Origin of the sequence: Chitinophaga sp. GbtcB8 (genome assembly GCF_019091455.1) — a bacterium.
Lineage (GTDB): Bacteria > Bacteroidota > Bacteroidia > Chitinophagales > Chitinophagaceae > Chitinophaga.
The window spans coordinates 1-23643 of the sequence record NZ_JAGXJN010000022.1; the positions used below are offsets into that span (position 1 = coordinate 1).

A 23643-nucleotide genomic window follows, 5' to 3' on the forward strand; every position below is an offset into this window, starting at 1 on the left:
ATGTAGAGGCTATGTGGCGCATACTGCAGCAGGCTGTTGCGGAAGATTATGTAATTGCTACCGGCATTACTACACCTGTACGCGATTTCGTTCGCATGTCATTTGCAGAACTGGGTATTGAAGTAAAATTCACCGGCGAAGGCGCGGAAGAAAAAGGCGTGATAGCTGCCTGCAATAATGAAGAATATCAGCTGGAAATAGGTAAGGAAGTGGTAGCGGTAGATCCGCGGTATTTCCGTCCTACGGAAGTGGAGCTGCTGATAGGCGATCCTACCAAATCAAAAACCAAATTAGGCTGGGAACCTAAATACGACCTGCCTGCCCTGGTAAAAGAAATGGTAGCCGGCGACGTGGAATTGTTCCGTAAGAAAGATGTAACCCAGTGGGAACACCTGGTAGGATAACTCAGTTTGGTATAAGGTTAAAAGTGGAACTGGAAAACAATAGCTAGTAAATGCAAGCAGCAAACCGGGTAGTATTAAACACAGGCGCACTGTATGGGCGGATGTTAATTACAATGTTCATTGCATTGTATGCAACCCGCCTTGTATTAAATGCGCTGGGCGCAGAAGATTATGGTATTTTTAACCTGGTAAGCGGCGTGATCGTAATGCTTTCCTTTTTAAATGTGGCCATGACCATTTCCACCCAACGGTACCTTTCTTTTTATATAGGTGTCGGCGACCAGGAAAAATTAAAACAGGTATTCAACTCCAGCGTGCTGCTCCATTTTCTGATGGGCATCACGCTGGTTATAATATTTGAGGTGGCAGGTATGTACTTTTTTGAGCGGGTATTGAATATACCGGCAGCGAGGTTGGGGACCGCCAAAATAATATTTCATTTTACGGTGATCAGCACCTTTTTTACCATTGTTTCCGTACCGTACGATGCTACGCTGAATGCACGGGAAAATATGTTCCTGATAGCAGCCATCGGTATCTGGGAAGCACTGGCCAAGCTGGGCATCGCTATTTACCTGCAGTACACAGGCTATGATAAGCTGATCATATACGGCGCGCTGACAGCGGGTGTAACGGTGATCTCCCTTATCATTAAACGTACGTACTGCTCTGCTAAATACCAGGAGGCACGGGTGAAGGTGCGCAAATATTTCAATAAAGTACTGTTAAGGGAAATGTTCTCCTACGCAGGCTGGAATATGTTTGGCGCCGGTAGTGTGGTGGCCCGTAACCAGGGGCTGGCTATGATCTTAAACGTATTTTTTGGCGCAATTATTAACGCTGCTTACGGCATAGCCAACCAGGTAAATTCGCAGCTGAGCTACTTTTCAGTGACCATGCTGCAATCCCTGAACCCGCAGATCATTAAAAGCGAGGGCATGGGCGACCGGCCCAGGATGTTACGCCTGGCCATGATAGCCAGTAAGTTCTCCTTTTTCCTGTTATCGTTCTTTTCCATACCGGTGATCATTGAAATGCCCATCATCCTGAAGTTATGGCTGAAGAATGTGCCGGATCATACCATTGCTTTCTGCCGCCTGATCATTATAGTATCGCTGATCACACAGCTTACCGTAGGGTTGCAGGTAGCCATACAATCCGTAGGCAGGATCAAGGTATACCAGGTGGTTGTTAGCTTGTTACTGATGCTGAACTTACCGGTATCGTACTTTTTATTAAAAGCAGGCATGGCGCCGCACGTTGTGCTGGTAAGCGCCATTTGTATAGAAGCCATTACCTGCAGCTACCGGGTGCTGGCCGCACATAAGCTCACCGGCTTAGCTATTGGTGATTATTTGCGCAAAGGCGTACTTACTTCACTCATGCCCGTGGTGCTGGCCTTTGGCATATCGCTGCTGCCGCAGCTGGTAATGCATCCTGGTTTTGTACGGTTGCTGGTAACCGGCGCTGTAAGCAGCTTATCAATTTTTATATGTGTGAAGTTCCTGGGCTTAACTGCTTATGAACAGGAGAAGATAGAAGGGATCATAATGAAGTTACTTTCCAAGTTACCCATCAGATTGCCGGTAGCAAAGGCTAATTGATCAAGAAGGATATGAATATATTATTCTACACAGACATATCACCCTTTCCGGCCAATGGTGGAGAAAAGATCAGGAGTTATTACCTGATCAAAGCCCTGGCCAGGCTGGGCCACCAGGTTATAGCGCTGATCCAGAATGAGGAGAACGCGGATCTGGCCAATTACCAGATACCTAACGTAGTGTATTACACGCATCCGAAAAAGCATTTTGACCTGCTGGACCGTATTGCCGGTAAAAACTATTTCCAGCGCTCTAACAAAGTGCTGCAGCTGTTTAACGAGGTATGTGAAAAATATACCATTGATGTAGCAGTGCTGGACTATGGTTACATAGGCCATTATATACAATATTTTAATTCCCGAGGCATAGAGGTGGTGCTGGGCACGCATAATGCGCAACCCATGATCACCGCGCAGGTGCCGGCCAGCAACCTGTTTGCCAAACTGCGCCGCTTTCAGCTGCTAACACTGGAAAAGCTGCATGAGCGTATGTACTTTAAAAAAGCCGCGGCCCTGCTGGTAGTAAGTGAGGATGACCGTAAGTACCATGAAAAATTTATTCCGAAGGAGCGCGTTTTCTTTGTTCCCAATTTCCTGGATGAAAAAGAATACGCACTCACCGGGCAAAAACAACCCAAAGTACTGGTAATGACGGCCAACTTTGGCCAGTATATGAACTTTCAGGGGCTGAAATGGTTTATTGAAAAAGTTTGGGACGACGAGCTGGCCAACAGGTATGATATTTGGTTAGTAGGCAGGCGCTCCAAAGAAGCGCTGAAACAGATCACCGGAGCAGAGAGCTTTAAAAATATAACAGCATTGGGTAAGGTGGATGATGTGAAGTGGTATATATCAGTAGCAAACGGTGTAATTATTCCGCTGCTGCATGGCAGCGGCACCCGGTTAAAATGCCTGGAGGCCATGGCGCTGAGAACGCCTATTATGGCTACTTCCAAGGGGGTAGAGGGCGTGGCCAGCAAGAATTTTATTATTGCCGATACGCCGGAAGAATTCAAAAAAGTGATCCTCAGTTTCAATGGGGATGCAGCAATAGGAGAAGCATTAAGAGCGGATTTTATGCGTGAATACAGTGCGGATGTTAACACCCAGCGCCTGCAGCAGGTGCTGAACTACACACTGTACGGCCAGGGGGGAACAAAGGTGAAAGTGAAAAGTGAAATGGTGAACAGTTAAAAAAGCGCGATGTTTAAAAAGATCAAAATTGCGGCATATGCGCTGGGCAGCGCACTGAATATTCCCCTGGTAGGCCAGCTGAAAGGGAGTGAGATCGTTGTGCTGCTATCGGCCCCCTTTGCCTTTAAGGTCCGTGATTTTAAAGACTATCCTTATTTACGGAAGATCATTTATGCGCTGCTGGCTCTGCTGCTGTTCCAGTTTATTACAGATGTATTTGTGGTGCATAACTCCATGCAGAACTTTTTGCGTGGCTGGGCCGGCACTGTTATGTCTATCGTGTCTTTTATAGTGCTGTTTAAAATGATGGATACCGAGTCCGCTGTCATGACCTATATTCTCTTTGCCATGATCAAGAATATCATCTTCACAGATGATATTGTGGATTCGGACATGTCGTTCTTTAAGTTTAAGATAGTTCCTATTATAGCATCTGCATTACAATTAATAGCCGTGTACCTGTACAAGCGGGGAAAAATTATGCTGATGATGGGCATTATGGCCTGTGCCTGTTTGGTGTGCTTTGCCAATGATGCACGTTCCAGCGGTATGCTGTTCTTTGTAGGCGCCGGTATTATTTATGTAATGTCGCGCGGTATACAGATCACCCGGCAAAAATTGTTTGTCATAATATTCATAGGCGCTACGGTATTTGAAACGGCCTATGTGTTTTACGTGAATGCAGTGCTTAGTAACGAGATAGGGGGCGGGCACTCCAGCAGCCAGATAAGACGCCTGGATAACCCGTATAATCCCTTTGAATTGCTGGTAACCGGCCGTGGTGAAACCTTTGCGGCCGTTACTGCTATTGGCGACAAACCTTTGTTTGGCCATGGTTCCTGGGCGCTGGATAAAGACCTGAAGTATTACAAGATCGTTTTATCATTCCAGGATGAAGGCACCGGTGAGTTTGATCTGAAAAAGGCCGATTCCGTGGACCGTTATATTCCCAGCCACTCCATACTAATGGGCGGCTGGATCAGCTGCGGCATTGGCGGTTTTATTGCCGTATTCCTTATTTTCTGGTGGCTCATGAAAATGTCTTTTACGCTGATATTACGGGCGCAGGATTCAAACCTGTACCCCTTATATGTAATGATGTCCATAACCATGTTATGGGCCTTCCTGTTCTCTCCTTTCCAGCATTTGAGGTTTACCATACCTGTTCTCGGCTCTATTATCATGAACGGGTATTATGACTGGCTGTATGGCTCTAGTGCGGAGGATGATGAGGATGAAGAGCAGCCGGTGGATGAAGAAGAAAAGGAGCCTTTGCTGCTGAACTAAGATGAATGAATGGTGAAAACGACAAGTGAATAATTGATTAAACCGTATAAATTTTTTCAGATGAAAATATGTTTCATTACACTGGGCGATATTAAATCAATAGCTACCATGAAAAGGGCGCTGGGAATGGCTAATCCATTACAGTCCCTGGGATGGGAAGTATCTATTATTGCCCTGGACAGTGAGGAGAACCGGAACCGTATTGCCATTGAATGTAATGAAAACGTGGAGGTACATTTTTACAAAGAGTGTTCCGCCAAAGAGGAAGTGCAGCTGAAGACCGACCTGGTAAACAGGATCAGCCCTGATTTTGTTTACTTCTGCTCTTTCAGCTTCCGCAACCGTATTATTAAAAGCAAGCTGCAATCAAAAACCAGGATCCTGATAGAACATTCCGAGCTGGCCTCTGCCATACCGGATAACAAAGGGCTGCGCAAAATAGCCCTGCGTGCGCTGGAATATTATTCCGTATCCTATGCAGACGGGTTGCTGTGCGCCAGCCGTTACCTGGAACGGGAATATCATAAAATGGCTAAGCAGCTCATGAAAAAGAAGCTGCCTATCCTGTATTCTCCCTACGCATTTAATACAGACGTTATAGATTCTCCAAAAATATTGCTGGATCATCTGAACGAACGTTATAAAAATAACACCGTGCTGTTATACATGGGCACCATGACCCGTAACTACGGGCTGTTCACCATGCTGCAGGCAGTGGAGCAAATAGTAAAGGAGCGCCCGAATGTAAAACTGCTGTTACTGGGCAGGGGCCGTCACCTGGAAGAAGCAAAGACCTATGTACAGCAGCATCAGCTGGAAAAATATATTGAGTTCAAAGGTTATACTGAAGAAAATGAGCTAAGCTCTTATTTTGAAAGAGCAGATGCTTTTATCTCCCCTCTAAATGATACTGTACAGGACTGGGCGCGTTGCCCCAGCAAGATCTATATGTACATCCCTTTCAAGAAACCCATCTTCACCAGTAAGATAGGGGAGCCTAAGGAAATATTCGGTGATGAAGGCAATTACTTTGATACTACCCAACCTGAAACCCTGTCAAAACTAATTGCTGCGCTGGCCGGTGGCAAGCTGCAGAAAACGGATGTAAGCATAGATGAACATAGCTGGGACCGCCGTTCCGTGGATTTTACCAACTGGATAGCCTCGCAATACGCCGTTCAATTTGCTGCCAGCAGCAGCGAGGTGTTTTCGTGAGAAGGGAAGCATGTTTATAAAAGATATTAATTACCGAATACCGAATACACCACAGCCGGTGGCCCATGCCGCGCGGTTATTAGAAAATTTAAAGTTTTTCAAGTGAACTATATCTATTACAAAGATCCGAAGGGAAATTTTGGAGATGACCTGAATGGCTGGTTGTGGCCCAAGCTGTTTGGGGAAGAAAAACCTGACAATGATGCATTCATTGGCATTGGCTCCATTTTATATAATGGCTCCCCGTTATTCAAAGACCTGGGTAATAAAAGAAAGATTGTGTTTGGTACCGGCATACGCCCGGGCTATAGGAATTTTACCTGGGACGATAGCTGGGACATCCGTTTCCTGCGCGGCCCTTTATCCGCCTGCAATTTTAATAATGCATATGAATACATTGCAGATGCTGCGTACGCGCTGCGCCTTACCAATGAGTTCAATAACATACAGCAAAGCAAAAAGAAATACGAGGTAAGCGTGATCCCTTACTTCAAATCCCAGGAGTTCTTTGACTGGAAAGCCCTGTGCGATAAGCTGGGTTTCCACTACATTTCTCCCGGTTCTGAAAACGGCGTGGAGCACACGCTGCGGGAAATAGCCGCTTCCAAATACGTAATTGCAGAAGCCATGCACGGCGCTATTGTGGCCGACATATTGCGCGTGCCCTGGAGCCGTTTTGTGCTCTCTACTCCTTTTACAGAAGGGGGCAAGGTATCTGAATTTAAGTGGATGGACTGGTTACACTCCATTCAGCTGTACAATACAGAAGCTACACACATAGCGCTGTACCGCAGATCATCCCTGCACAAAAAAATAAGATCCCTTACCGGTAATATGATCAGTGCAGAGTTCCTGGTAAAGAAGGTAGTAAAGGATGAGCTGTTATCCAGCCTTTCCAATATCAGCGATTACTATTTATCATCCGATAGTGTGATCAGCAGCATTGACAGCCGCTTTTTTGAAAAGGCAGCCCAGCTGAAGCAGGAGAAAGGCGTAGTACTGGCCGGCCGGTAAGCGGCACTCAAAATGACTTAATTATTTGAATTTCTATATGCAGCAAGAAAAGGTTTTAACAAAAGGCAAGGGCAATTTCTTTTTTGGCTTCCACGACCTGGTAGCCTGGAATACAGCGGGGGACAAGCTATTGGCCCTGCGCATTGATAATATTTTAACACCACCCAACCCGGATGTGCCTTGTGATATTGGTTATGTGAATGGCGATGAAAGTTTTGTAAAGCTGGGCCAAACTTACGCCTACAATTACCCCCAGGGGGCCCGCCAGCAATGGGTGGGCAATACAGACCTGTTTGTGGTAAATGACCGCATTAACGGCGCCTGGCGCTCCAAAGTGTATAACACTACTACCAAAGAATGTACAGAGCTGGAGTACTCCACGCACGTGATCACAGACGATGGCTGGGCCTTTGCCCAGGACTATGCGCGCCTGTACCGCGTAGGCGGTTATGGTTATACCGGCTTGCCGGATCCTTATGCCAGTGAGCATGTTTCAGAGAACACCGGTATTATAAAACATAACATTCATACCAAAGCAGCATCCCTGCTGATATCCCTGAAGGAGATCGCTCATTTTCAGCTGAATCCTAACCTGGGTAATAATCACTACTTAACGCATTTACTGCTGAATCCTTCACAAACGCGCCTGGCTTTCCTGCACCGTTATAAGTTAAAGGATGGTGGTGAAACCACCCGCCTTATGACCATCGGCATAGACGGTAACAATCTGAAATGCCTGGCCAGCGGCTTTTTGAGCCACTTTGACTGGAAGGATGATACACACATTGCCATTTGGGGCCGCACCGGCAGCGGCGTGGAAAAGCTGAGAAGCTCCCTGCTGTACCGGATGATCCCTTCCGGCCTTATTTCACAGGCTAAGAAGGTAATAAAAAAGCTGATGTACAAAAAGCCCAAAGGCGCTGCGGCCAAGCCGAATGCTGCTTTTAACTGGCTGCTGTTCAAAGATGAGAATAATGCGGAACCGGCCTTCCTGGCTAAAGGTATTGTGAATGAAGACGGGCACCCCATGTTTTGCCCGGCTAACCGCGACTGGATGATCTGTGATACCTACCCGGATGAAAACGGCATTCGCGTACTGTTCTTATTCCAGTACAGTACACAGAAACGTGTGGACCTTGGCACTTATAAAATGATAGATACCAAACCGGACCTGAAAGAATCAGCGGCTTATTTGACCGGGGTAGATAAGGGCGTAATGAAAGCCTTTTCCCTGGAACAGATGGCCTTTACGCGCAGCGGGCTGCATTGCGACCTGCACCCCCGCTGGAAAAAAGACGGCACCATGGTAGCTTTTGATTCCATACACGAAGGCAGGCGCCTGATATATGGTTATGATGTAAGTAACATAGTTTTAAATAATGGCACTACTGCAACCCATAGTTAAAGATAAGCTGTACGTAAAGGGTTTTGACCTGATACGGCCTATTGCTGCATTCAGCGTAGTATGGATACATGGTTGTGAAACCAACCTGTGGACCAAAAAGCTGAACGGGCTGAATGAGTATGCCGTGCCGGTATTTATAGCTATTTCCTTTTTCCTGTTTGCCGGCCAGGTGGCGGGCGGCAGGCTGCAAAGCTTTAATGAAATGGCATCAGCCCGCTTTAAAAGACTTATGATCCCATTCTTTATCTGGACGCTGATATACCTGGGCATCCGTTATGCCAAGTCAGTATATATGAAGGAGCCCTTTGAGCTGTCGCCGGTGCAAATGTTCCTGTTCAAAGGCAGCTCTTACCAGCTGTGGTATTTGCCAAATCTGTTCTACCTGTTCCTGATCTTTTTTCCATTTCTGAAAGTAGCAGGGCAGAATGTGCGCAAGGCCAACCTTACTTTAATGACAGTGGTGATCATAGCGCTGGTGATCATCTTTTCCAATAATGCAAGTGTGCAGCAGGCAGACTGGTTTACCAAACACCTGCGCTTATATTTTGTGCCTTCCCTGGTATCGGCCAGCATAGGCATGTTATATTATCTCAATTACAACACTATAAAAAGCCGGTACGATAAAACAGCGCAGATACTGGTGCCAATACTGGCCGGCCTGCTTTTTATTGCACAGTATTTTAAACCGCACCTGTTCGTAACCTTCCTGTTCATAGGCGTGCTGTTTGCCTGGGTATTATACCAGGTAAAGGTGGAACACCCTTTTATAAAACGCCTGTCAGATAATTCAATGGGTATTTACCTGGTGCACGGCATTTTCCTGGAAGGTATTAAAACGGGCTTAGGCATTGCCAAACACCCGGTGAGCGGCTTTTTACCAACCGTATTAGTGATAGTGGCGGCGTACCTGCTGAGCTTTGCAACTTCGGATATTATGTCGCGGAACAGCACTTTACGCAAATATTTTATGGGCAACTGAGTACTTGAAACATGATAGCGATACTACAACCTTTTATACCCCATTACCGGGAACAATTCTTTAACCAATTGCAGCAGAAAGCTGCATTTGACCTGTATTGCTATGAAACGGACCAGCTGACCAGGAACAATTTTGCGCAGGGAAAAACGCCGGTGAAACCGGTGAACGCCCTGAACATAGGGCCCTTTATCCTTTACAACCCGTTTAAATTTTTCAGGAAAGATTATAAGGTGCTGGTGCTGATGTTGAACTTCGCACACCTTTCCACCTGGTTCATTTTATTTATGAAACCCTTTCTGCGGCGTAAGGTTATTCTGTGGGGTCACGGCATATCGGTAAAACGGTATGTGCGGGAAGAACAGCAGCCTAATTTTTTACTGAAGTGCATGATACGTATGGCTGATGGTATCTGGTTCTACACCAAAAAAGAGCAGGAGATCTGGCAGCGTGCCGTACCGGGTGTAAAAGGTTATGCGCTGGGCAATACTATCTCTGATGTGGAAAGCATATTGCAGCTGGCCTTACCGGATAAGGCGGCCGTGAAAGCAAAGTATAACATTACACAACCCCGTGTGCTTATTTACTGCGCACGGTTTAATGAGCCGGGAAGAAGGGTAGACCTGCTGGTGAAGCTTATAGAGCGCCTGGACCCGCAAAAATTCGGTGTGATCATTATTGGCGATGGTAAGCTGAAACCGGATTTTTCTCCTTACAAACATGTGTATGATTTTGGCGCCGTATATGACCGGCAGCAGAAGGATGAATTATTTGCCGCCGCAGATATTTACTTTCAGCCGGGATGGGTGGGGCTTTCCATTGTGGAAGGCATGGCATACGGCAAACCCATTTTTACTTTACTGCGCACCGCGGAGCTGCTGCAATGCGTAGAGTACAGTTATATACAGGATGGCTATAACGGAATGATATTTGAAGATGTGGACGCCTGCCTGCAGGAATTGAACAACCTGCAGGATGCAGAGATCCAGTTAATGAGCGCAAATGCAAAGGAATATGTGAAAAAGGAGCTCACCATGAACACCATGATCAATAATGCCATGCAGGCCATAGAAACCGTTGCCAACAACTAAAGAAACAAAGAGTAAATGAAAATATTATTCATAGTACCGTCTTACAAACCCGCCTACATTTACGGTGGGCCCATAGTGGTGATAGCCAGGCTGGCAGAGCGCCTGGTGCAGCTGGGGCATTCCGTAACCGTGTATACCACCACGGCCAACGGCAAAACAGAGCTGCAGGTACCCGTGGGAGAAACCGTGATGGTGAATGGCGTGGCGGTAAAATATTTTAAACGCATTACCAAAGACCATACGCATGTATCGCCTGCGCTGTACCGCGCTACCTGGAATACAGTGCGGGACTTCGATGTGGTGCACATTCACTCCTGGTGGAACTTCCTGGTAATAGGCGCTGCTATGGTGTGCCGCATGCGCGGGGTAAAACCGGTGCTGTCGCCGCACGGTATGTTCTGTGATTATGTGCTGACGGCTAATAACAGTAAAAAGAAACAGCTGATCCATAATACTATTGGAAAAGGGCTGCTGAAAAATACGTTCCTGCATGTATCCTCCCACATGGAGTGGCAGGAGAGCATACAGTACAACCCTAAGTGGAAAGATGACGGCGCCATGGTGTTTAACCTGGTAGACCTGCCGGTGAAAGACTATGCGCGTAAGAGCAACCATGTTTTTACCATCAGCTTTTTATCGCGCATAGATCCCAAGAAGGGATTGGAAATACTGCTGTATGCGCTGGCACGCGTGCGTTTCAACTACCGCCTGCGCATAGCAGGTTCCGGTGAGGATGAATATGTACAAAAGCTGCAGCTGCTGGTACAGGAGCTGGATATGGATGATAAGGTAGAATGGGCGGGCTGGAAAGGGCCGGAAGAAAAGTTCCAGTTCTTTGCAGAATCTGACCTGTTTGTGCTGACCTCGCTGAACGAGAATTTTGCAATTGTAGTAGTAGAATCATTATACGTAGGCACACCGGTGCTGATCAGCAACAATGTAGGTTTATCCAAATATGTGAATGAAAGGAACCTGGGCTGGATCACCGGTATTGATAATATAGATGAAGTGGCAGAAAAGCTCACCGCTACCTACCACGCACAGGAAGAACGGTCACGGATATCACGGGAAGCCAGGAATGTAATAAATAATGACTTCAACGAAACCAAGCTGGCTTTGGATTACGTTGAATTGTACGAAAACAGTAAGTAAGTTGGGTATCTCTGTTATCATCCTCACCTATAATGAAACAAAACATATAGGGCGCTGCCTGGAAAACCTGCGCGGCATTACTGATGATATTTTCATTATTGACGCATACTCTACAGATAATACGGTGGAGATTGCAAAACAGTATGGCGCTAAGGTATACCAGCACAAGTGGGTTAATTACGCAGTGCAGTTCCAGTGGGCATTAGACAACTGTCCGGTTAGCACCCCCTGGGTGATGCGGATGGATGCAGATGAGTACCTGGAGCCGCCGCTGATCACGGAGATCAATACCCATTTAGCCACGGTGCCGGAAGAGGTAAGCGGCATTTATATACGCCGTAAAGTGTTCTTTAAAAATAAGTGGATCCGGCATGGCGGTTTTTACCCGCACACCTTACTGCGTATATGGCGTAAAGGCAAGGGCAGTATTGAACAGCGCTGGATGGATGAGCACATTGTGCTTTCAGAAGGTAAGACCACTATGTTCAAAGAGCACATTGTGGATCATAACCTGAACTCCATCCACTGGTGGGTGAACAAACATAATAATTACGCCATCCGTGAAATGGTAGACCTGCTGAACATTAAGTATGGTTTTATGGGAACGGATGGGCGCCTGCTGGAAAGTAATGATCCGCAGGCCAAGCGCAAACGCTTTTTGAAAGAAAAGGTGTATTCATCTATGAGGCCCAGCATGCGGGCTTTGTTATACTTCATTTTCCGGTATGTGATGCGCCTGGGTTTCCTGGATGGCTACCAGGGTTTTATTTTTCACTTTATGCAGGGGTACTGGTACCGCCTGCTGGTGGATGTGAATGTGCAGGAATTTGAAGAAAAATTAAACGGCAACAGCAGCCGGGAACAGCTGGTGGCTCTGTTAAAGCGCGACTATAATATTGTAGTGGAATGAAAGGATTAAAGGCATTGGCTGCACTGGGGTATGGCATTATACTCTCTTACATTGTGTTGTGGGCGCCGGCCCGCCGGGAGCGCCCTATAGAGGGTGAGTACCGTACGCGGCTAACGCCTTTTAAAAGTACCTGGGACGATATGATACACTATAAGGGCAACAATGCCCTGGTGCATTGGGTGCTGTTCCTGGGCAACTTTTTTGGCAACATACTGCTGTTTGTGCCATTTCCTTTTATCCTGATGATGGTGTTCCGCATTACCAGTATACGCAGGGTAATATTGCTGGGTTTTTTAAGCAGCGCACTCATAGAGGTTGTGCAGTATATAACCCACCTGGGAGTAGCGGATGTGGACGATGTGATGCTGAATACCGTAGGAACAGCTATTGGCGCATATTTGTGCCGCTTTTTTTTGAGCAGACTTAACATGCAATCATAAAATGCAAACGCAGTTAGCAAAATTTTCAACAGGTCATTATAATGCCGGCGCAGGCACGCTGAAGGTAGTGGCGTGGCATTTTCTGAACTATGGTATTATGAACAGCGCCTTTCCCTGGCCCTATAGCCTTAAAACTGCGCTGCTGCGCATGTTTGGCGCTAAAGTAGGCAAGGGGCTGGTGATCAAGCAAAAGGTACGGATCAAGAATCCCTGGCGCCTGACCATTGGGGACGATTGCTGGATAGGGGAATCTGTATGGATAGATAACCTGGAAGATGTGGTGCTGGGCGATAACGTATGTATATCGCAGGGCGCTTTGCTGTTAACCGGTAACCATGACTACAAGAAAAGTGATTTTCCTTACCGGCTGGGTAAGATCATCATAGAGAATGGGGTATGGATAGGCGCACAATCCGTGGTTTGCCCGGGTGTGGTATGCCGTACCCATGCCATTTTAACGGTAAGCTCCGTAGCTACCAGGGAGCTGGAAGCCTGGAGCATTTATACCGGCAACCCTGCCGTAGCAGTAAGGGAAAGAGTTATTAGCGAATAGTTGTTAGTTTTTTAAAAAATATATGGGAAAACGTGTACTGCTTATTGGTGGAAATTTTGCACCCGAACCTACCGGTATCGGGAAATATAATGGCGAAATGATGCATTGGCTGGCAGCTAACGGTTACGACTGTACGGTAGTTACCTCTTACCCCTACTATCCGCAGTGGAAAGTACAACCACCGTATGATAAGGGTAAATCCTGGTATAAAAAGGAAAAGCTGGCAGTACCTGCTGCTGTTAATGGCAGTATGCAGCTAAGCGTGCACCGCTGCCCGCAGTATGTGCCTGCAGCGCCCTCCGGCGCTAAAAGAATGCTGCTGGATTTTTCCTTTGCACTGAGCGCCTTTTTTAAAGTAATGCAGCTGCTGCCGGGGAAAAAGTTTGATGTGGTGATTGCGGTGGTGCCCCCCTTTCATTTGGGATTACTGGCCGTGTTATACAAAAAGTTCCGCGGCGCCAAGGTAATGTACCACATACAGGATATGCAGATAGAAGCTGCACGCGACCTGAACATGATAAAATCCAAAGCGCTGATCAAAATGTTGTTTGGCGTAGAGCGGTACATTTTCAGGCAGGCGGATATTGTAAGTAGTATTTCAGATGGTATGATGCGTAAAATACAGGAAAAAGCAGGGAAGGATATTTTCTTCTTCCCCAACTGGGTGGACGTATCCCTGTTCCACCCGCTGGAAAACCGGGCTGCGCTGAAACAGGAATTTGGTTTTGCGCCAACAGATAAGATCATTTTGTACTCCGGCGCCATTGGTGAAAAGCAGGGGCTGGAAGCTATACTGCATGCGGCCAAAACCTTTACCAACCGGCCAGAGCTGAAGTTCCTGATCTGCGGATCAGGGCCGTATAAAGCTAAGCTGGAAGAGCAGGCAGCTGCCATGGGCCTGCAGCAGGTGATCTTTTTTCCGCTGCAGCCGTTTGAAAAGTTCAACCGCTTCCTGAACATGGCGGATGTGCATTTAGTGATCCAGAAAGCTAATGCCAGCGACCTGGTAATGCCGTCCAAGCTAACTACTATACTGGCTGTGGGCGGGCTGGCGCTGATCACCGCTAACCCAGGCAGCAGCCTGTATGAGCTGGTAGCCCGTTACAATATGGGCGTGCTGGTGAATGCGGAAGACCAGCAAGCGCTGAATGAGGGCATGCACCAGGCTATTGACAATACAGATACAGCTACTATTATACGGAATGCGCGTGAATACGCGGAAACCTACTTATCGATAGGCAAAATAATGTCGCGCTTTGAACAAGCGGTAGTGAACAGTGAAAATTAGAACCTTGACAACATCTTTATATGTTAGACCGATATCTCAAAATTTGCAGCATCCAGATCGTGGTGCTGGACTTTATTGGACTGAATGCAATTTTTTACCTGGTAAGATCCTGGCTGCGTCAAAACGGCCTGGCCATTCATATTGACGTAGATACTTTTTTGCTGGGCGCCAATATTGCCTGGATGGTAGCATTGTATACCACCGGTATTTATTTTGCCAGCCAGCAGCTCTCGTACGAGCGGGTGGCGCGTAAAACGTTACAGGGTATTTTCCTGTTCCTGTTATTCCTGCTGGCCTACCTGTTCCTGAACCGGTTGCTGTACTCACGCATTTTCGTGATCCTGTACTGCTCCCTGTTTGTGCTGGTGGTGCTCATTAACCGTTTCCTGTTTTACCTGGTCACCAATTACATTCTGCGCAGTAAAGCTATTCAGAAGAAGGTGGTGATACTGGGATACAATGATGTATCCAAGCGGCTGGTGGATAGTTTCCTGGATGTAAAGAGCAACCTGCAGTTTGAAGGTTTTTTTGAAGAGTACAGCAAAGTGCATGAGCTTTCTTATTACCCGGTGATCGGGAACCTGGAAGACTGTGTGCCGTATGCTAAATCGAATAACATCCGTGAGATCTATTCTACGCTGTCGCCGGAGCAGTTCCCGTATCTGTACACGCTGGCGCATGAGGCGGAAAAACATTTTATCCGTTTCCGTTTTGTACCGGACTTCCGCATGTTTGTGAACCGGCAGATATACATTGACTATTTCAATAATATTCCAATTATCTCCCTGCGTTCCGAACCGCTGGATGATATTGCCAACCGCATCCGCAAACGCATTTTTGATATTGTGGTGAGCGGGCTGGTAACCATTTTTATTCTAAGCTGGCTGATCCCGCTGCTGGCGCTGTTGATACGCCTGGAATCCAAAGGGCCTATCTTTTTCATTCAGCACCGCACGGGCCGTAACAACCAAACCTTCCGCTGCCTGAAGCTGCGCAGTATGAAGGTGAACAAGGATGCGAATGAAAAGCAGGCATCGCGGGACGATAACCGTTTTACGCGCATTGGCCGCATCCTGCGCAAAACCAACCTGGATGAAATGCCGCAGTTCCTGAACGTGCTGCTGGGCGATATGTCTATTGTAGGGCCGCGCCCGCACATGCTACGCCATACGGAAGAATATTCCCGTATTATTCAGCAGTACATGGTGCGCCACTTCATGAAACCCGGTATTACCGGCTGGGCGCAGGTGAATGGTTTCCGGGGAGAAATTACCGAAGAACACCAGTTGAAAAAACGTATTGAGCACGATATATGGTACATGGAGAACTGGTCTGTATACCTGGATCTGCGCATCATGTTTATGACTGTAATGAATACTGTGCGCGGCGATAAAAATGCATTCTAGCAAGGCGAACGCCTTGTAATGAGTAGTAAAAAGCGGGCATATAAACGTAAAAAACAGTATATTGTACTTGTTTCAGTAGCATGATTTTTTTAAAAAGATGCAAACTTGCAGTAAAATAAAAACGGGAAGATTATTGTTTATATTCTGATATGGAAGCGGGAACCATATAGTAACCCTTTATTCACTTAGATCATTTAACATTGGGCACAAGAAATCCGGGTTTGACAATGAAAGCTTCACCCTTAAATCGTTTTGATCTGCTGGGAAGCAGAGGCTTGATCGAAGATATTTTTCACGAATTGAAATCGATCCTGTCCAGCATCCTGTCCAGCGTAGAGCTTATTGAGCTGTATGGTGGCAATAGCAGCAATCCGGGCCAGGGAGAGAAAGCGACCAGCGGAAAGATAACGCGGCAGGCAGGCGCCATTAAATCGCAGGTGATAGAGTTGGAGTTCCAGCTGCAAAATGTCAGGATCATTCAACATATCTTAAATAAGTCATTTGAACCCAAAAAGAACTTAACAAGCATCGTTTTTTTCCTGCGCAACTTTATGCATGATGAGCCGTATGACACGCTCTTTGGATCTACCGTGGAAATGGAGATGCACAGGGAGCATGCAGATGCTTATGTGGATGAGTTCCTGATAAAGCAGATGGTGCTGAACATCTTTTTCTGGATGATGAAGAACTCACCTACGAATGAGTCGCCGGAAATGCGGTTTATTTTCGAGGAAAATCATTTTGAGATCAAAGGCAGCTTTTCTGCCAATGCAGCCAGCTATTTCTTTTCATCGTACGACAAACCGTACGACAGCGGCAAGCTGCATTTTGATACAGAAATGCTGAACCAGCGCATTCATTACCTGATCTCTTATATTGCAGAGCTGCATGAAGGCAGCTTCGATGTAACGGTAGAGGCAGGGAAGAATGTGGAGATACTGGTGAAGATCCCGTACCGCCCGGTTTATACGTTGTGAGAGGCTTAATGCTGAATGCTGAACGCAGTACTGCGATAATATTAAATCTTTAGAATAAAAAAGCAAAAGCCGATGCAGATAATTGCATCGGCTTTTGCTTTTTGACCCAATGTATTGTTATTAAAAGAATGTAAAATGTAAAATTTTAAATCATAAATGTAAAAGTAAAATGCAGCGATACCGGGAACCCCGGCCGCTGCATTCACTTTATAATTTTACATTTTACATTTATGATTTTACATTCCATCACTCCCGCGTTCGGCGGTCAAATGACCAGGTAACCCCCAGCAGCCCTCCCACATTATCCGTCAGCTCTCCCCAGTCCAGGCCCAGGCCGGCACGTACGGTCAGCGGAATGGAAGGCAGCTGGTAGCTGAATTCCTGCAAACCGTAAAACTCATATTTGGAAGGCGAGAATACGCCGGGTAAAGCATTTCCATAATTCTGTGTAAAGGTGAGGCGCGTTTTTGCATTCACTGTTTTTGCAATGGTGTACATAACACCCAGGTGCCCGCCTACCACGCGGTTATTTACAATGTTCCAGCCTTTGCCCCTGAACGAATCAACGGGCGCGCTCCAGTCAAATGCATTAATGTGTCCCGGGAAATATTCGCTGGCCTTTTTACGGTCGGTGAATAGCGGGGTACCTATAATACGGTCCTGGTATTCCCAGCCGGTAAGGTAAATACCGTTATTGTAATAACTTTCCCGCAGGCGTATCAGGTACCAGTCGTTCATTTGTTTGGTGTAAATAAATTCACCTACTACCTTCTTCAGCCAGGAATCTTCATGTTTATTGGTATAAGCTACACCCCAGAGGCGGTCTATATTACGGATGTTAATACCCTGGCCTGTTTCAAAAGGCATTTGCATGTAGGCATGTATGCCGGTAACATCATTTTCCCAGTCAATAGTACCTTCTATTACCCCGCGGTGATCGCCGGCGCGGTTAGGCAGTATATCACCTGCCACGCTACCGTCATTGGCTTCTTTGGCGAGCAATACGTTCCAGAAACCGCCAAATGATTTATCCAGCTTAGGTAAGCCTTCCCGGTGTCCGCCCCATACGGCAAAGTGTTCTATGCCCGCGCCTACTTTCAGCTTTTGCTTACCTACGCGTAAGTACAGGGTTTTCTGGTGATACCAGGCATCACGTACGAATTGGTTATGGTCGCCCATCCAGCCATGGCTGATCTGGCCTTTGAACTGTACCCAGCCATTGGTATAAGGAATGTCCACGTAATTGGTTAATGCCAGCCCGATCTGCGGTATGGGCAGCGCATTGCCGCTTACGCCCAGTGAGCCGCTGGAAAGGTCTGGATCCACTTCGCCAATGATCTCGTTATAACGGCCGGCGCGCAGCTCCAGGTTCTTATAACCCAGCTTCAGGTAGCCTTCCTGGAAGAACACTTTATTAAAGTGGTCATTGTTGTTCAGGTATGCGCCGTACTTGATGTAAAACTGATCATTGTTACCCAGCACATGCATATTGCTGAAGCCTACCTGGGTAGAGAGGTCTGACTTACGGTCTGTTAATGCGCCGTAATGTTGTGCAGTGATCCACAAAGGCTGGTAGTCTTTAGTGGCAAAAGTACCTGTGGTGCCTACTTGAATAAGTAGCGAATCCAGGAACTGTGCGTGCACAGGTGCCATAAACAGGTACAATAAAACAGTCAACAGAAGGGTGTTCCGTCTCATAAAATTATTCCGGTTTTTCAGTGTCGTTAGTATGGGCGTTAGTTAAAATCTGCTTGTGTTATTGCGCTGCATGAACGAATACAGTATCTGATACTACGCGGCAATTTAGCAGGGATTTGCAGCAATTCAATTACTCGAACCAGTACAATCAAGAAGCGGGCCAATGCGTTAAAATCCGCTACCCTACGGGGAAATAACGGAAAAAAATATTTCTGCTGCTCAATCGTCATCAAAGGGAAGTACTATTATTTACTTTTTAAAAAGTACAACATGAACTACCATCAGTCATGGGCCGCAAAAGGCCAACACTACGGAAGCAGGAACCGGCACCTGCTTATCCGCTCAATGGAAAGAGCTGCTGTGAACATTTACAAAACAGACAGCAGCTACGAAATGCTGGTATTTGCCCCGGGCCGCATCCGGGAACATTTTCACCTGGAGGTGAAGGGCAACGAGCTGGTTGTTTCCTACACGCCACCGGATGGTTTTCCGCGCCCGGATTGGGTACGGCGGGAATACAGCCGCGGGGGATTTGAGCGCAGCTTTACGCTGAACGAGTCCATTGATGCAGCAAACATCGTTGCAAAGTATGTGGACGGCGTATTGCAGGTAACCCTGCCCTTAATAGCCGGCAGGGAAGCTACGCAGCACATTATACCGGTTAGCTAAGCCGGTAACAATCCTGTAAAAGCAAACAGGCGGTGGCGTAAAAGCTGCTGCCTGTTTTTATTTGAAAGGATGTTTACATTTACGGCATGAACGCCCATCCATATAAAGTGCTGGCTATTTCCGGCAGTACAAGAAAAGATTCTGCTAACCTGCAATTGCTGAAAGCCTTTGCCTCCCTGGCCGAGGGCCGGCTGCAGGTAGAGATCTACCAGGCCATAGACACCTTACCGCATTTTAACCCTGACCTGGATGTAACACCTGCGCCACCTGCGGTACAAATATTCCGTAATAAGATCCAGGCTGCAAAAGGGATAGTGATCTGCACACCGGAATATGTGTTCACCTTACCGGGCAGTTTAAAAAATGCGCTGGAATGGATGGTATCCACCACCATTTTTTCCGGCAAGCCAGTGGCACTTATTACCGCATCGGCCATGGGCGATAAAGCGCATGAAGCCCTGCAGCTGGTGATGAAAACAATAGAAACCCGCTTTACGGATGCTACCCAGCTGCTGATACGCGGGGTAAAGGGAAAGGTGGATGGCAATGGAAATATTACGGATGCGGCTACCCAAACCGCAGTAGCAGAACTGGTCACTGCTTTTACCGCTCTCCTAGCCGGGGAAAATACCCCGGATCAGTAAAAAGTACCATAGGAACCCTGTTTGATCCTACGGTTAGGCCGGAGCCTTTTGTACCTTTGCTGTGTACAAAAGCAATCACCCATGGCAAAGACAAAGATACCGGTATATGATATTTACAGCATCATTCCGGGTCATACCCAGCAGGACCTGCTGATGGAGCGCCTGGGCCCTTATGTACAAAAACATCAGCACCTGCACAGCCAGCACGGGCATTCCTTTTATCACCTGGTAATGTTCACCAAAGGAGCCGGTACGCACACGATTGACTTCACCCACTTTAGCGTGCAGCCGTACCAGGTATATTTTATGATACCCGGACAAGTACACAGCTGGCATTTTGAGGGTGGGGTAGAAGGTTACCTGGTGCATTTTTCACAGGCCTTTTTTCAATCCTTTTTAAATGATCAGCAATACCTGGCGCGCTTTGACTTTTTTAAAGGCGATAGTGAAGCGGCCGTGTTAAAGATCCCGGCGGCCTTACGGGAAACCGTGGTACAGCTGTTTGAGCATATGCTGCAGGAGCTGGAAAAACCGCGGGAGAGCGGGCTGGATATGATACGCACTTACCTGCTGCAATTCTTTATTCAGCTGGAGCGCAGCACCGCTACAGGCGTGCGGCATAATATACCGCCGCAGAAACAATTACTGCTGAATAATTTTCAGCAGCTCATTCACCAGCATTACAACACCATCCGTTTGCCTAAAGAGTATGCGGAGCTGCTGTACATAACGCCTAATCATCTGAATGCCCTGTGCCAGGACCTGCTGGGTAAAACCGCCGGTGAAGTGATCCGCGACCGTGTGCTGCTGGAAGCTAAGCGCCTGCTGGTGAATAAGGAGCTTACCATTACAGAAATTGCCTATCATCTTAACTTCCAGGATAACTCCTACTTTAACCGGTTCTTTAAAAAGAACACGGGGCTAACACCGGAAGCATTCCGTAAACAATTCAGTCATTAAAAATACCAGATACTATGTGTGCCCATGAACATCATCCCAACAAGCCTAATTTGCTGCTGAGCGTATTGCAGAATAAATGCCCGCGCTGCCGTACCGGTAAATTATATAAGCACAGCAACCCTTACAACCTAAAGAACTTCATGGAAATGAAAACATATTGCGATGTATGCGGGCAGCCTTCAGAACCGGAAACCGGTTTTTACTTTGGCACCGGGTATGTGAGCTATGCTTTATCTGTAGCCATTAGTGTAGCCAGCTTTATTGCCTGGTGGGTGCTGATAGGTTTATCCGTAAATGATAACCGCCTGTTCTGGTGGATAGGCGTGAATGCCGTGCTGCTGGTACTGATGCAGCCTTTGCTGATGCGCCTTTCCCGTATTATATGGCTTTCCTTTTTTGTGTATTATGACAGGAACTGGTATACGGATAAGATTGCGCACGGTTAAGCACGGTTAGTGCTGGCGCGCCTTTTGTGTACATACCGGTACGCCAAAACACGCAAATTATGCCGGAAGGTCCGTCCATTGTAATATTAAAGGAAGCAGTACAACTATTCAAAGGCAAAAAAGTAATAAGTGCCGGGGGCAATACCCGGCTGGAATTACCCCAGCTGGAAGGCCAGGTAGTAAAGGATTTTAAAAGCTGGGGCAAACATTTCCTCATTTGTTTTCCCAAGTTCACCATTCGCGTACACTTTTTGTTATTCGGCTCTTACCTGATCAGCGAAGAAAAGCAAACAACGCCCCGCCTGTACCTGCAGTTTAAAAATGGTACCCTGAATTTATATGCCTGCTCCATTAAGCTGATCACCGAACCATTAGATGAGGTGTATGACTGGAGCGCTGATGTGCTGAGCGAAAGCTGGGACGCTAAAGCAGCAAAGAAAAAGCTGCTGGCCGTGCCGGATATGCTGGCCTGTGATGCGTTGCTGAACCAGGATATTTTTGCAGGCTCCGGCAATATTATTAAAAATGAAGTGCTGTTCCGCATACAGGTGCACCCCCTTAGCATTATTGGCAAGCTGCCAGCCAAACAGCTCAACCTGCTGATCAAGGAAGCGGTGCAGTACAGCTATGATTTCCTGGAATGGAAAAAAGCGTTTGTATTAAAAAAGCACTGGCTGGCACATACGAAAAAGACATGCCCGCGCTGCAATATTCCGCTGGTAAAGCAGCACCTGGGCAAAACCAACCGCCGTAGTTTTTTCTGCAATAACTGCCAGGAGCTGTATCAATAAGCTATTTATTCTTAGCCCATGCCAGCTGTCCCTGGTGGTAAGCGTTATGATTGGTACGGTTCAGCAATACGCTTAAGCGGTTGCGGTGAGGCTCCTTTGCAAAATCTTCATCTGAGATCATAGTATGCTTTTGCAGCCATTCTTCCGGTGTGAGCTTATTAAACTGTTCCCTTAATATTTGGTTAATGCTGGTCCAGTAAGCGCGCAGGTCCTGCACGGGTGGCAGATCGGTAATGGCTTTGTCCGGGTTGGAAATGAAGGCTTCATCCAGCTGCAGGTATTGCCGCTGGCCCAGGTCCAGCAGGGGCAGCATCATGTCATGCACAGCTACCAGGTGGCCCAGTATATAAATACCGCGGTTACGGCCCGGTGCTATTTCTGTTAACAGCTGCTCATCTGTTAAGCTATCGAAGATGGCGGTGGTGCGTTTAATGTTCATTTCCCATGCATGCAGGGCTATCTTTATAAATAACTGTGATTGTTCCATTCTTATATGGTTTAGGCCGGAAAGTTAAAAGAAAGTTTTTATATGCAGCAAAACGGGAACGCTGCCCGTTTGCTGCAATAAGCCTGGTTTTATCAGGCAGGCTGATAACCATAGGCGCTTAACCAGCGTTTTTTAATAGCGGCGCGGCTATCAATAAATTCCTGGTCAGTACCCTGTGCAATAGCATCCAGCGGGAAACGTAAGGGGCGCGTTCCTTTTTCCATATTCACCAGCTTCAGTATACCATCTGCAATCACCTGGGGATCCATTTTAAAGGCGGCCATCTTTCCAAACAAAGCAGTGCCTAATGACTGAAAGGCCTGTGCAGAGCTTTCGCCATAAGCAGCTACAATATCCTGGCGGTCTGCATTTACACCTGTTTTGGTACCATTGTTCATTTCCGTGGGGTACACGCCCGGCTGCAGGGATACGTTTTCAATACCAAATGCTTTCAGCTCTTCCTGTATACCTTCTGTAATGGTTTCCAAACCAAATTTTGAAATAAAGTAAGGGATCATAAAAGGCATGGTAAAACCACTGGCGCCACTGGTAACATTGATGATAAGGCCGTTCTTTTTTTCGCGCATGGATGGCAGCACCGCCTGGTAGGTACGCAGCACGCTGAATAAATTCACATCCAGCATTTCCCGCACCTGGTTCAGCGAATAAGCTTCCAGTACGCCGTAACCAGTAACAGCTGCATTATTCACCAGCACATCTATTTTACCATGTTGTGCCAGCGTTTGTTGTATGGCGTTCTGTACGGATGTATCGCTGGTAATATCCATTTCCACCACATGAATGTTGGGGAGCGCTGCCAGCTCCTGTGCTACGGCTGCATTTTTACCGGTGGTGCCCCGCATGGCTGCTATAACGGTATGGCCGGCTTTGGCCAGGGTGATGGCACTGAGCTTACCGAAACCCGTGCTGGCACCGGTAATTAAAACTGTTTTTGACATTGTGATCGATTTTTTACATCACAAAAGTAGGCCGGGAGCAAGGGGCCTAGGAATGACAAATAACAAGAAAAGGG

24 protein-coding genes are annotated in these 23643 nt (G+C 47.0%); 21 read left to right on the forward strand and 3 right to left on the reverse strand.

Going from position 1 to position 23643, the window contains the following annotated elements; genetic code table 11:
- From KVT36_RS18645 to KVT36_RS18720, 16 genes are all read left to right on the forward strand, one after another.
- The coding region (locus KVT36_RS18645) for a GDP-mannose 4,6-dehydratase (RefSeq protein ID WP_217604972.1) at positions 1–404 on the forward strand (404 nt) is incomplete at its 5' end.
- Between the two features lie 50 nt (positions 405–454).
- The gene (locus KVT36_RS18650; RefSeq protein ID WP_217604973.1) at positions 455–2008 is read left to right on the forward strand and encodes a lipopolysaccharide biosynthesis protein; all 1554 of its coding nucleotides are present in this window, start codon (positions 455–457) and stop codon (positions 2006–2008) included.
- 11 nt (positions 2009–2019) lie between these two features.
- Positions 2020–3201 (forward strand): glycosyltransferase family 4 protein, encoded by a 1182-nt coding sequence (locus tag KVT36_RS18655; protein ID WP_217604974.1) that lies wholly within the window; start codon positions 2020–2022, stop codon positions 3199–3201.
- Between the two features lie 9 nt (positions 3202–3210).
- On the forward strand, positions 3211–4488 hold the full coding sequence (locus tag KVT36_RS18660) for a hypothetical protein (protein ID WP_217604975.1): 1278 nt from the start codon (positions 3211–3213) through the stop codon (positions 4486–4488).
- A gap of 60 nt (positions 4489–4548) precedes the next feature.
- Positions 4549–5703: a glycosyltransferase gene (locus KVT36_RS18665; protein WP_217604976.1), complete on the forward strand. Its 1155-nt coding sequence runs from the start codon at positions 4549–4551 to the stop codon at positions 5701–5703.
- A gap of 102 nt (positions 5704–5805) precedes the next feature.
- Positions 5806–6717 (forward strand): polysaccharide pyruvyl transferase family protein, encoded by a 912-nt coding sequence (locus KVT36_RS18670; protein WP_217604977.1) that lies wholly within the window; start codon positions 5806–5808, stop codon positions 6715–6717.
- 37 nt (positions 6718–6754) lie between these two features.
- Positions 6755–8122, forward strand: a complete 1368-nt coding sequence (locus KVT36_RS18675) for a hypothetical protein (RefSeq protein WP_217604978.1) — start codon at positions 6755–6757, stop codon at positions 8120–8122.
- Positions 8097–9101, forward strand: coding sequence for an acyltransferase (locus KVT36_RS18680; RefSeq protein ID WP_217604979.1), 1005 nt, complete (start codon positions 8097–8099; stop codon positions 9099–9101). Before KVT36_RS18675 ends, KVT36_RS18680 begins: the two co-directional genes overlap by 26 nt.
- Positions 9102–9112: 11 nt before the next feature.
- Positions 9113–10189, forward strand: coding sequence for a glycosyltransferase (locus KVT36_RS18685; RefSeq protein WP_217604980.1), 1077 nt, complete (start codon positions 9113–9115; stop codon positions 10187–10189).
- 15 nt (positions 10190–10204) lie between these two features.
- Complete coding sequence (locus tag KVT36_RS18690; RefSeq protein WP_217604981.1) at positions 10205–11341, forward strand: XrtY-associated glycosyltransferase XYAG1; 1137 nt, start codon at positions 10205–10207, stop codon at positions 11339–11341.
- Position 11342: 1 nt separating this feature from the next.
- Entirely contained in the window at positions 11343–12251 is a 909-nt protein-coding gene (locus KVT36_RS18695; protein ID WP_217604982.1) for a glycosyltransferase family 2 protein, read from the forward strand.
- The gene (locus tag KVT36_RS18700) at positions 12248–12691 is read left to right on the forward strand and encodes a VanZ family protein (RefSeq protein ID WP_217604983.1); all 444 of its coding nucleotides are present in this window, start codon (positions 12248–12250) and stop codon (positions 12689–12691) included. The genes KVT36_RS18695 and KVT36_RS18700 overlap by 4 nt, the downstream gene beginning before the upstream one ends.
- A gap of 1 nt (position 12692) precedes the next feature.
- Positions 12693–13244 carry a WcaF family extracellular polysaccharide biosynthesis acetyltransferase gene (locus KVT36_RS18705; protein WP_217604984.1) on the forward strand — a complete coding sequence of 184 codons (552 nt, stop codon included), beginning with the start codon at positions 12693–12695 and terminating at the stop codon, positions 13242–13244.
- Positions 13245–13266: 22 nt separating this feature from the next.
- Positions 13267–14532, forward strand: a complete 1266-nt coding sequence (locus KVT36_RS18710) for a WcaI family glycosyltransferase (protein ID WP_217604985.1) — start codon at positions 13267–13269, stop codon at positions 14530–14532.
- Positions 14533–14552: 20 nt separating this feature from the next.
- The gene (locus tag KVT36_RS18715) at positions 14553–15938 is read left to right on the forward strand and encodes an undecaprenyl-phosphate glucose phosphotransferase (RefSeq protein WP_217604986.1); all 1386 of its coding nucleotides are present in this window, start codon (positions 14553–14555) and stop codon (positions 15936–15938) included.
- Positions 15939–16165: 227 nt separating this feature from the next.
- Positions 16166–16915: a hypothetical protein gene (locus tag KVT36_RS18720; RefSeq protein WP_217604987.1), complete on the forward strand. Its 750-nt coding sequence runs from the start codon at positions 16166–16168 to the stop codon at positions 16913–16915.
- Between the two features lie 246 nt (positions 16916–17161).
- Here the strand turns inward: KVT36_RS18720 and KVT36_RS18725 are convergent, their stop codons facing one another.
- Positions 17162–18568, reverse strand: coding sequence for a capsule assembly Wzi family protein (locus KVT36_RS18725; protein WP_217604988.1), 1407 nt, complete (start codon positions 18566–18568; stop codon positions 17162–17164).
- A 315-nt stretch (positions 18569–18883) separates the two neighbouring features.
- On the opposite strand from KVT36_RS18725, the gene KVT36_RS18730 reads away from it, so the two are divergent.
- The 5 genes from KVT36_RS18730 to KVT36_RS18750 all read left to right on the forward strand — a co-directional run bounded on the left by KVT36_RS18730 (position 18884) and on the right by KVT36_RS18750 (position 22123).
- Positions 18884–19282 (forward strand): Hsp20/alpha crystallin family protein, encoded by a 399-nt coding sequence (locus tag KVT36_RS18730; protein ID WP_217604989.1) that lies wholly within the window; start codon positions 18884–18886, stop codon positions 19280–19282.
- An 86-nt stretch (positions 19283–19368) separates the two neighbouring features.
- The gene (locus KVT36_RS18735) at positions 19369–19926 is read left to right on the forward strand and encodes an NADPH-dependent FMN reductase (protein WP_217604990.1); all 558 of its coding nucleotides are present in this window, start codon (positions 19369–19371) and stop codon (positions 19924–19926) included.
- A gap of 81 nt (positions 19927–20007) precedes the next feature.
- Positions 20008–20886 carry a helix-turn-helix transcriptional regulator gene (locus tag KVT36_RS18740; protein WP_217604991.1) on the forward strand — a complete coding sequence of 293 codons (879 nt, stop codon included), beginning with the start codon at positions 20008–20010 and terminating at the stop codon, positions 20884–20886.
- Between the two features lie 14 nt (positions 20887–20900).
- Positions 20901–21332, forward strand: a complete 432-nt coding sequence (locus KVT36_RS18745) for a DUF983 domain-containing protein (protein WP_217604992.1) — start codon at positions 20901–20903, stop codon at positions 21330–21332.
- 59 nt (positions 21333–21391) lie between these two features.
- Positions 21392–22123 carry an endonuclease gene (locus KVT36_RS18750; protein ID WP_217604993.1) on the forward strand — a complete coding sequence of 244 codons (732 nt, stop codon included), beginning with the start codon at positions 21392–21394 and terminating at the stop codon, positions 22121–22123.
- A 1-nt stretch (position 22124) separates the two neighbouring features.
- On the opposite strand, the gene KVT36_RS18755 is transcribed toward KVT36_RS18750, so the two are convergent.
- The gene (locus KVT36_RS18755) at positions 22125–22610 is read right to left on the reverse strand and encodes a DinB family protein (protein WP_217604994.1); all 486 of its coding nucleotides are present in this window, start codon (positions 22608–22610) and stop codon (positions 22125–22127) included.
- A gap of 92 nt (positions 22611–22702) precedes the next feature.
- Positions 22703–23569 (reverse strand): SDR family oxidoreductase, encoded by an 867-nt coding sequence (locus tag KVT36_RS18760; protein WP_217604995.1) that lies wholly within the window; start codon positions 23567–23569, stop codon positions 22703–22705.
- Between the last annotated feature and the right edge of the window lie 74 nt (positions 23570–23643).

Bases quoted from the DNA above. Each gene is read 5' to 3' on its own strand.
- KVT36_RS18725 (WP_217604988.1), bottom strand. From the start codon at position 18,568: ATGGCACCTGTGCACGCACAGTTCCTGGATTCGCTACTTATTCAAGTA.
- KVT36_RS18690 (WP_217604981.1), top strand. From the start codon at position 10,205: ATGAAAATATTATTCATAGTACCGTCTTACAAACCCGCCTACATTTAC.
- KVT36_RS18740 (WP_217604991.1), top strand. From the start codon at position 20,008: ATGGCAAAGACAAAGATACCGGTATATGATATTTACAGCATCATTCCG.
- KVT36_RS18760 (WP_217604995.1), bottom strand. From the start codon at position 23,569: ATGTCAAAAACAGTTTTAATTACCGGTGCCAGCACGGGTTTCGGTAAG.
- KVT36_RS18745 (WP_217604992.1), top strand. From the start codon at position 20,901: ATGTGTGCCCATGAACATCATCCCAACAAGCCTAATTTGCTGCTGAGC.
- KVT36_RS18755 (WP_217604994.1), bottom strand. From the start codon at position 22,610: ATGGAACAATCACAGTTATTTATAAAGATAGCCCTGCATGCATGGGAA.
- KVT36_RS18680 (WP_217604979.1), top strand. From the start codon at position 8,097: ATGGCACTACTGCAACCCATAGTTAAAGATAAGCTGTACGTAAAGGGT.
- KVT36_RS18705 (WP_217604984.1), top strand. From the start codon at position 12,693: ATGCAAACGCAGTTAGCAAAATTTTCAACAGGTCATTATAATGCCGGC.
- KVT36_RS18700 (WP_217604983.1), top strand. From the start codon at position 12,248: ATGAAAGGATTAAAGGCATTGGCTGCACTGGGGTATGGCATTATACTC.
- KVT36_RS18650 (WP_217604973.1), top strand. From the start codon at position 455: ATGCAAGCAGCAAACCGGGTAGTATTAAACACAGGCGCACTGTATGGG.
- KVT36_RS18735 (WP_217604990.1), top strand. From the start codon at position 19,369: ATGAACGCCCATCCATATAAAGTGCTGGCTATTTCCGGCAGTACAAGA.
- KVT36_RS18715 (WP_217604986.1), top strand. From the start codon at position 14,553: ATGTTAGACCGATATCTCAAAATTTGCAGCATCCAGATCGTGGTGCTG.
- KVT36_RS18750 (WP_217604993.1), top strand. From the start codon at position 21,392: ATGCCGGAAGGTCCGTCCATTGTAATATTAAAGGAAGCAGTACAACTA.
- KVT36_RS18720 (WP_217604987.1), top strand. From the start codon at position 16,166: ATGAAAGCTTCACCCTTAAATCGTTTTGATCTGCTGGGAAGCAGAGGC.
- KVT36_RS18675 (WP_217604978.1), top strand. From the start codon at position 6,755: ATGCAGCAAGAAAAGGTTTTAACAAAAGGCAAGGGCAATTTCTTTTTT.
- KVT36_RS18655 (WP_217604974.1), top strand. From the start codon at position 2,020: ATGAATATATTATTCTACACAGACATATCACCCTTTCCGGCCAATGGT.
- KVT36_RS18685 (WP_217604980.1), top strand. From the start codon at position 9,113: ATGATAGCGATACTACAACCTTTTATACCCCATTACCGGGAACAATTC.
- KVT36_RS18665 (WP_217604976.1), top strand. From the start codon at position 4,549: ATGAAAATATGTTTCATTACACTGGGCGATATTAAATCAATAGCTACC.
- KVT36_RS18710 (WP_217604985.1), top strand. From the start codon at position 13,267: ATGGGAAAACGTGTACTGCTTATTGGTGGAAATTTTGCACCCGAACCT.
- KVT36_RS18660 (WP_217604975.1), top strand. From the start codon at position 3,211: ATGTTTAAAAAGATCAAAATTGCGGCATATGCGCTGGGCAGCGCACTG.
- KVT36_RS18730 (WP_217604989.1), top strand. From the start codon at position 18,884: ATGAACTACCATCAGTCATGGGCCGCAAAAGGCCAACACTACGGAAGC.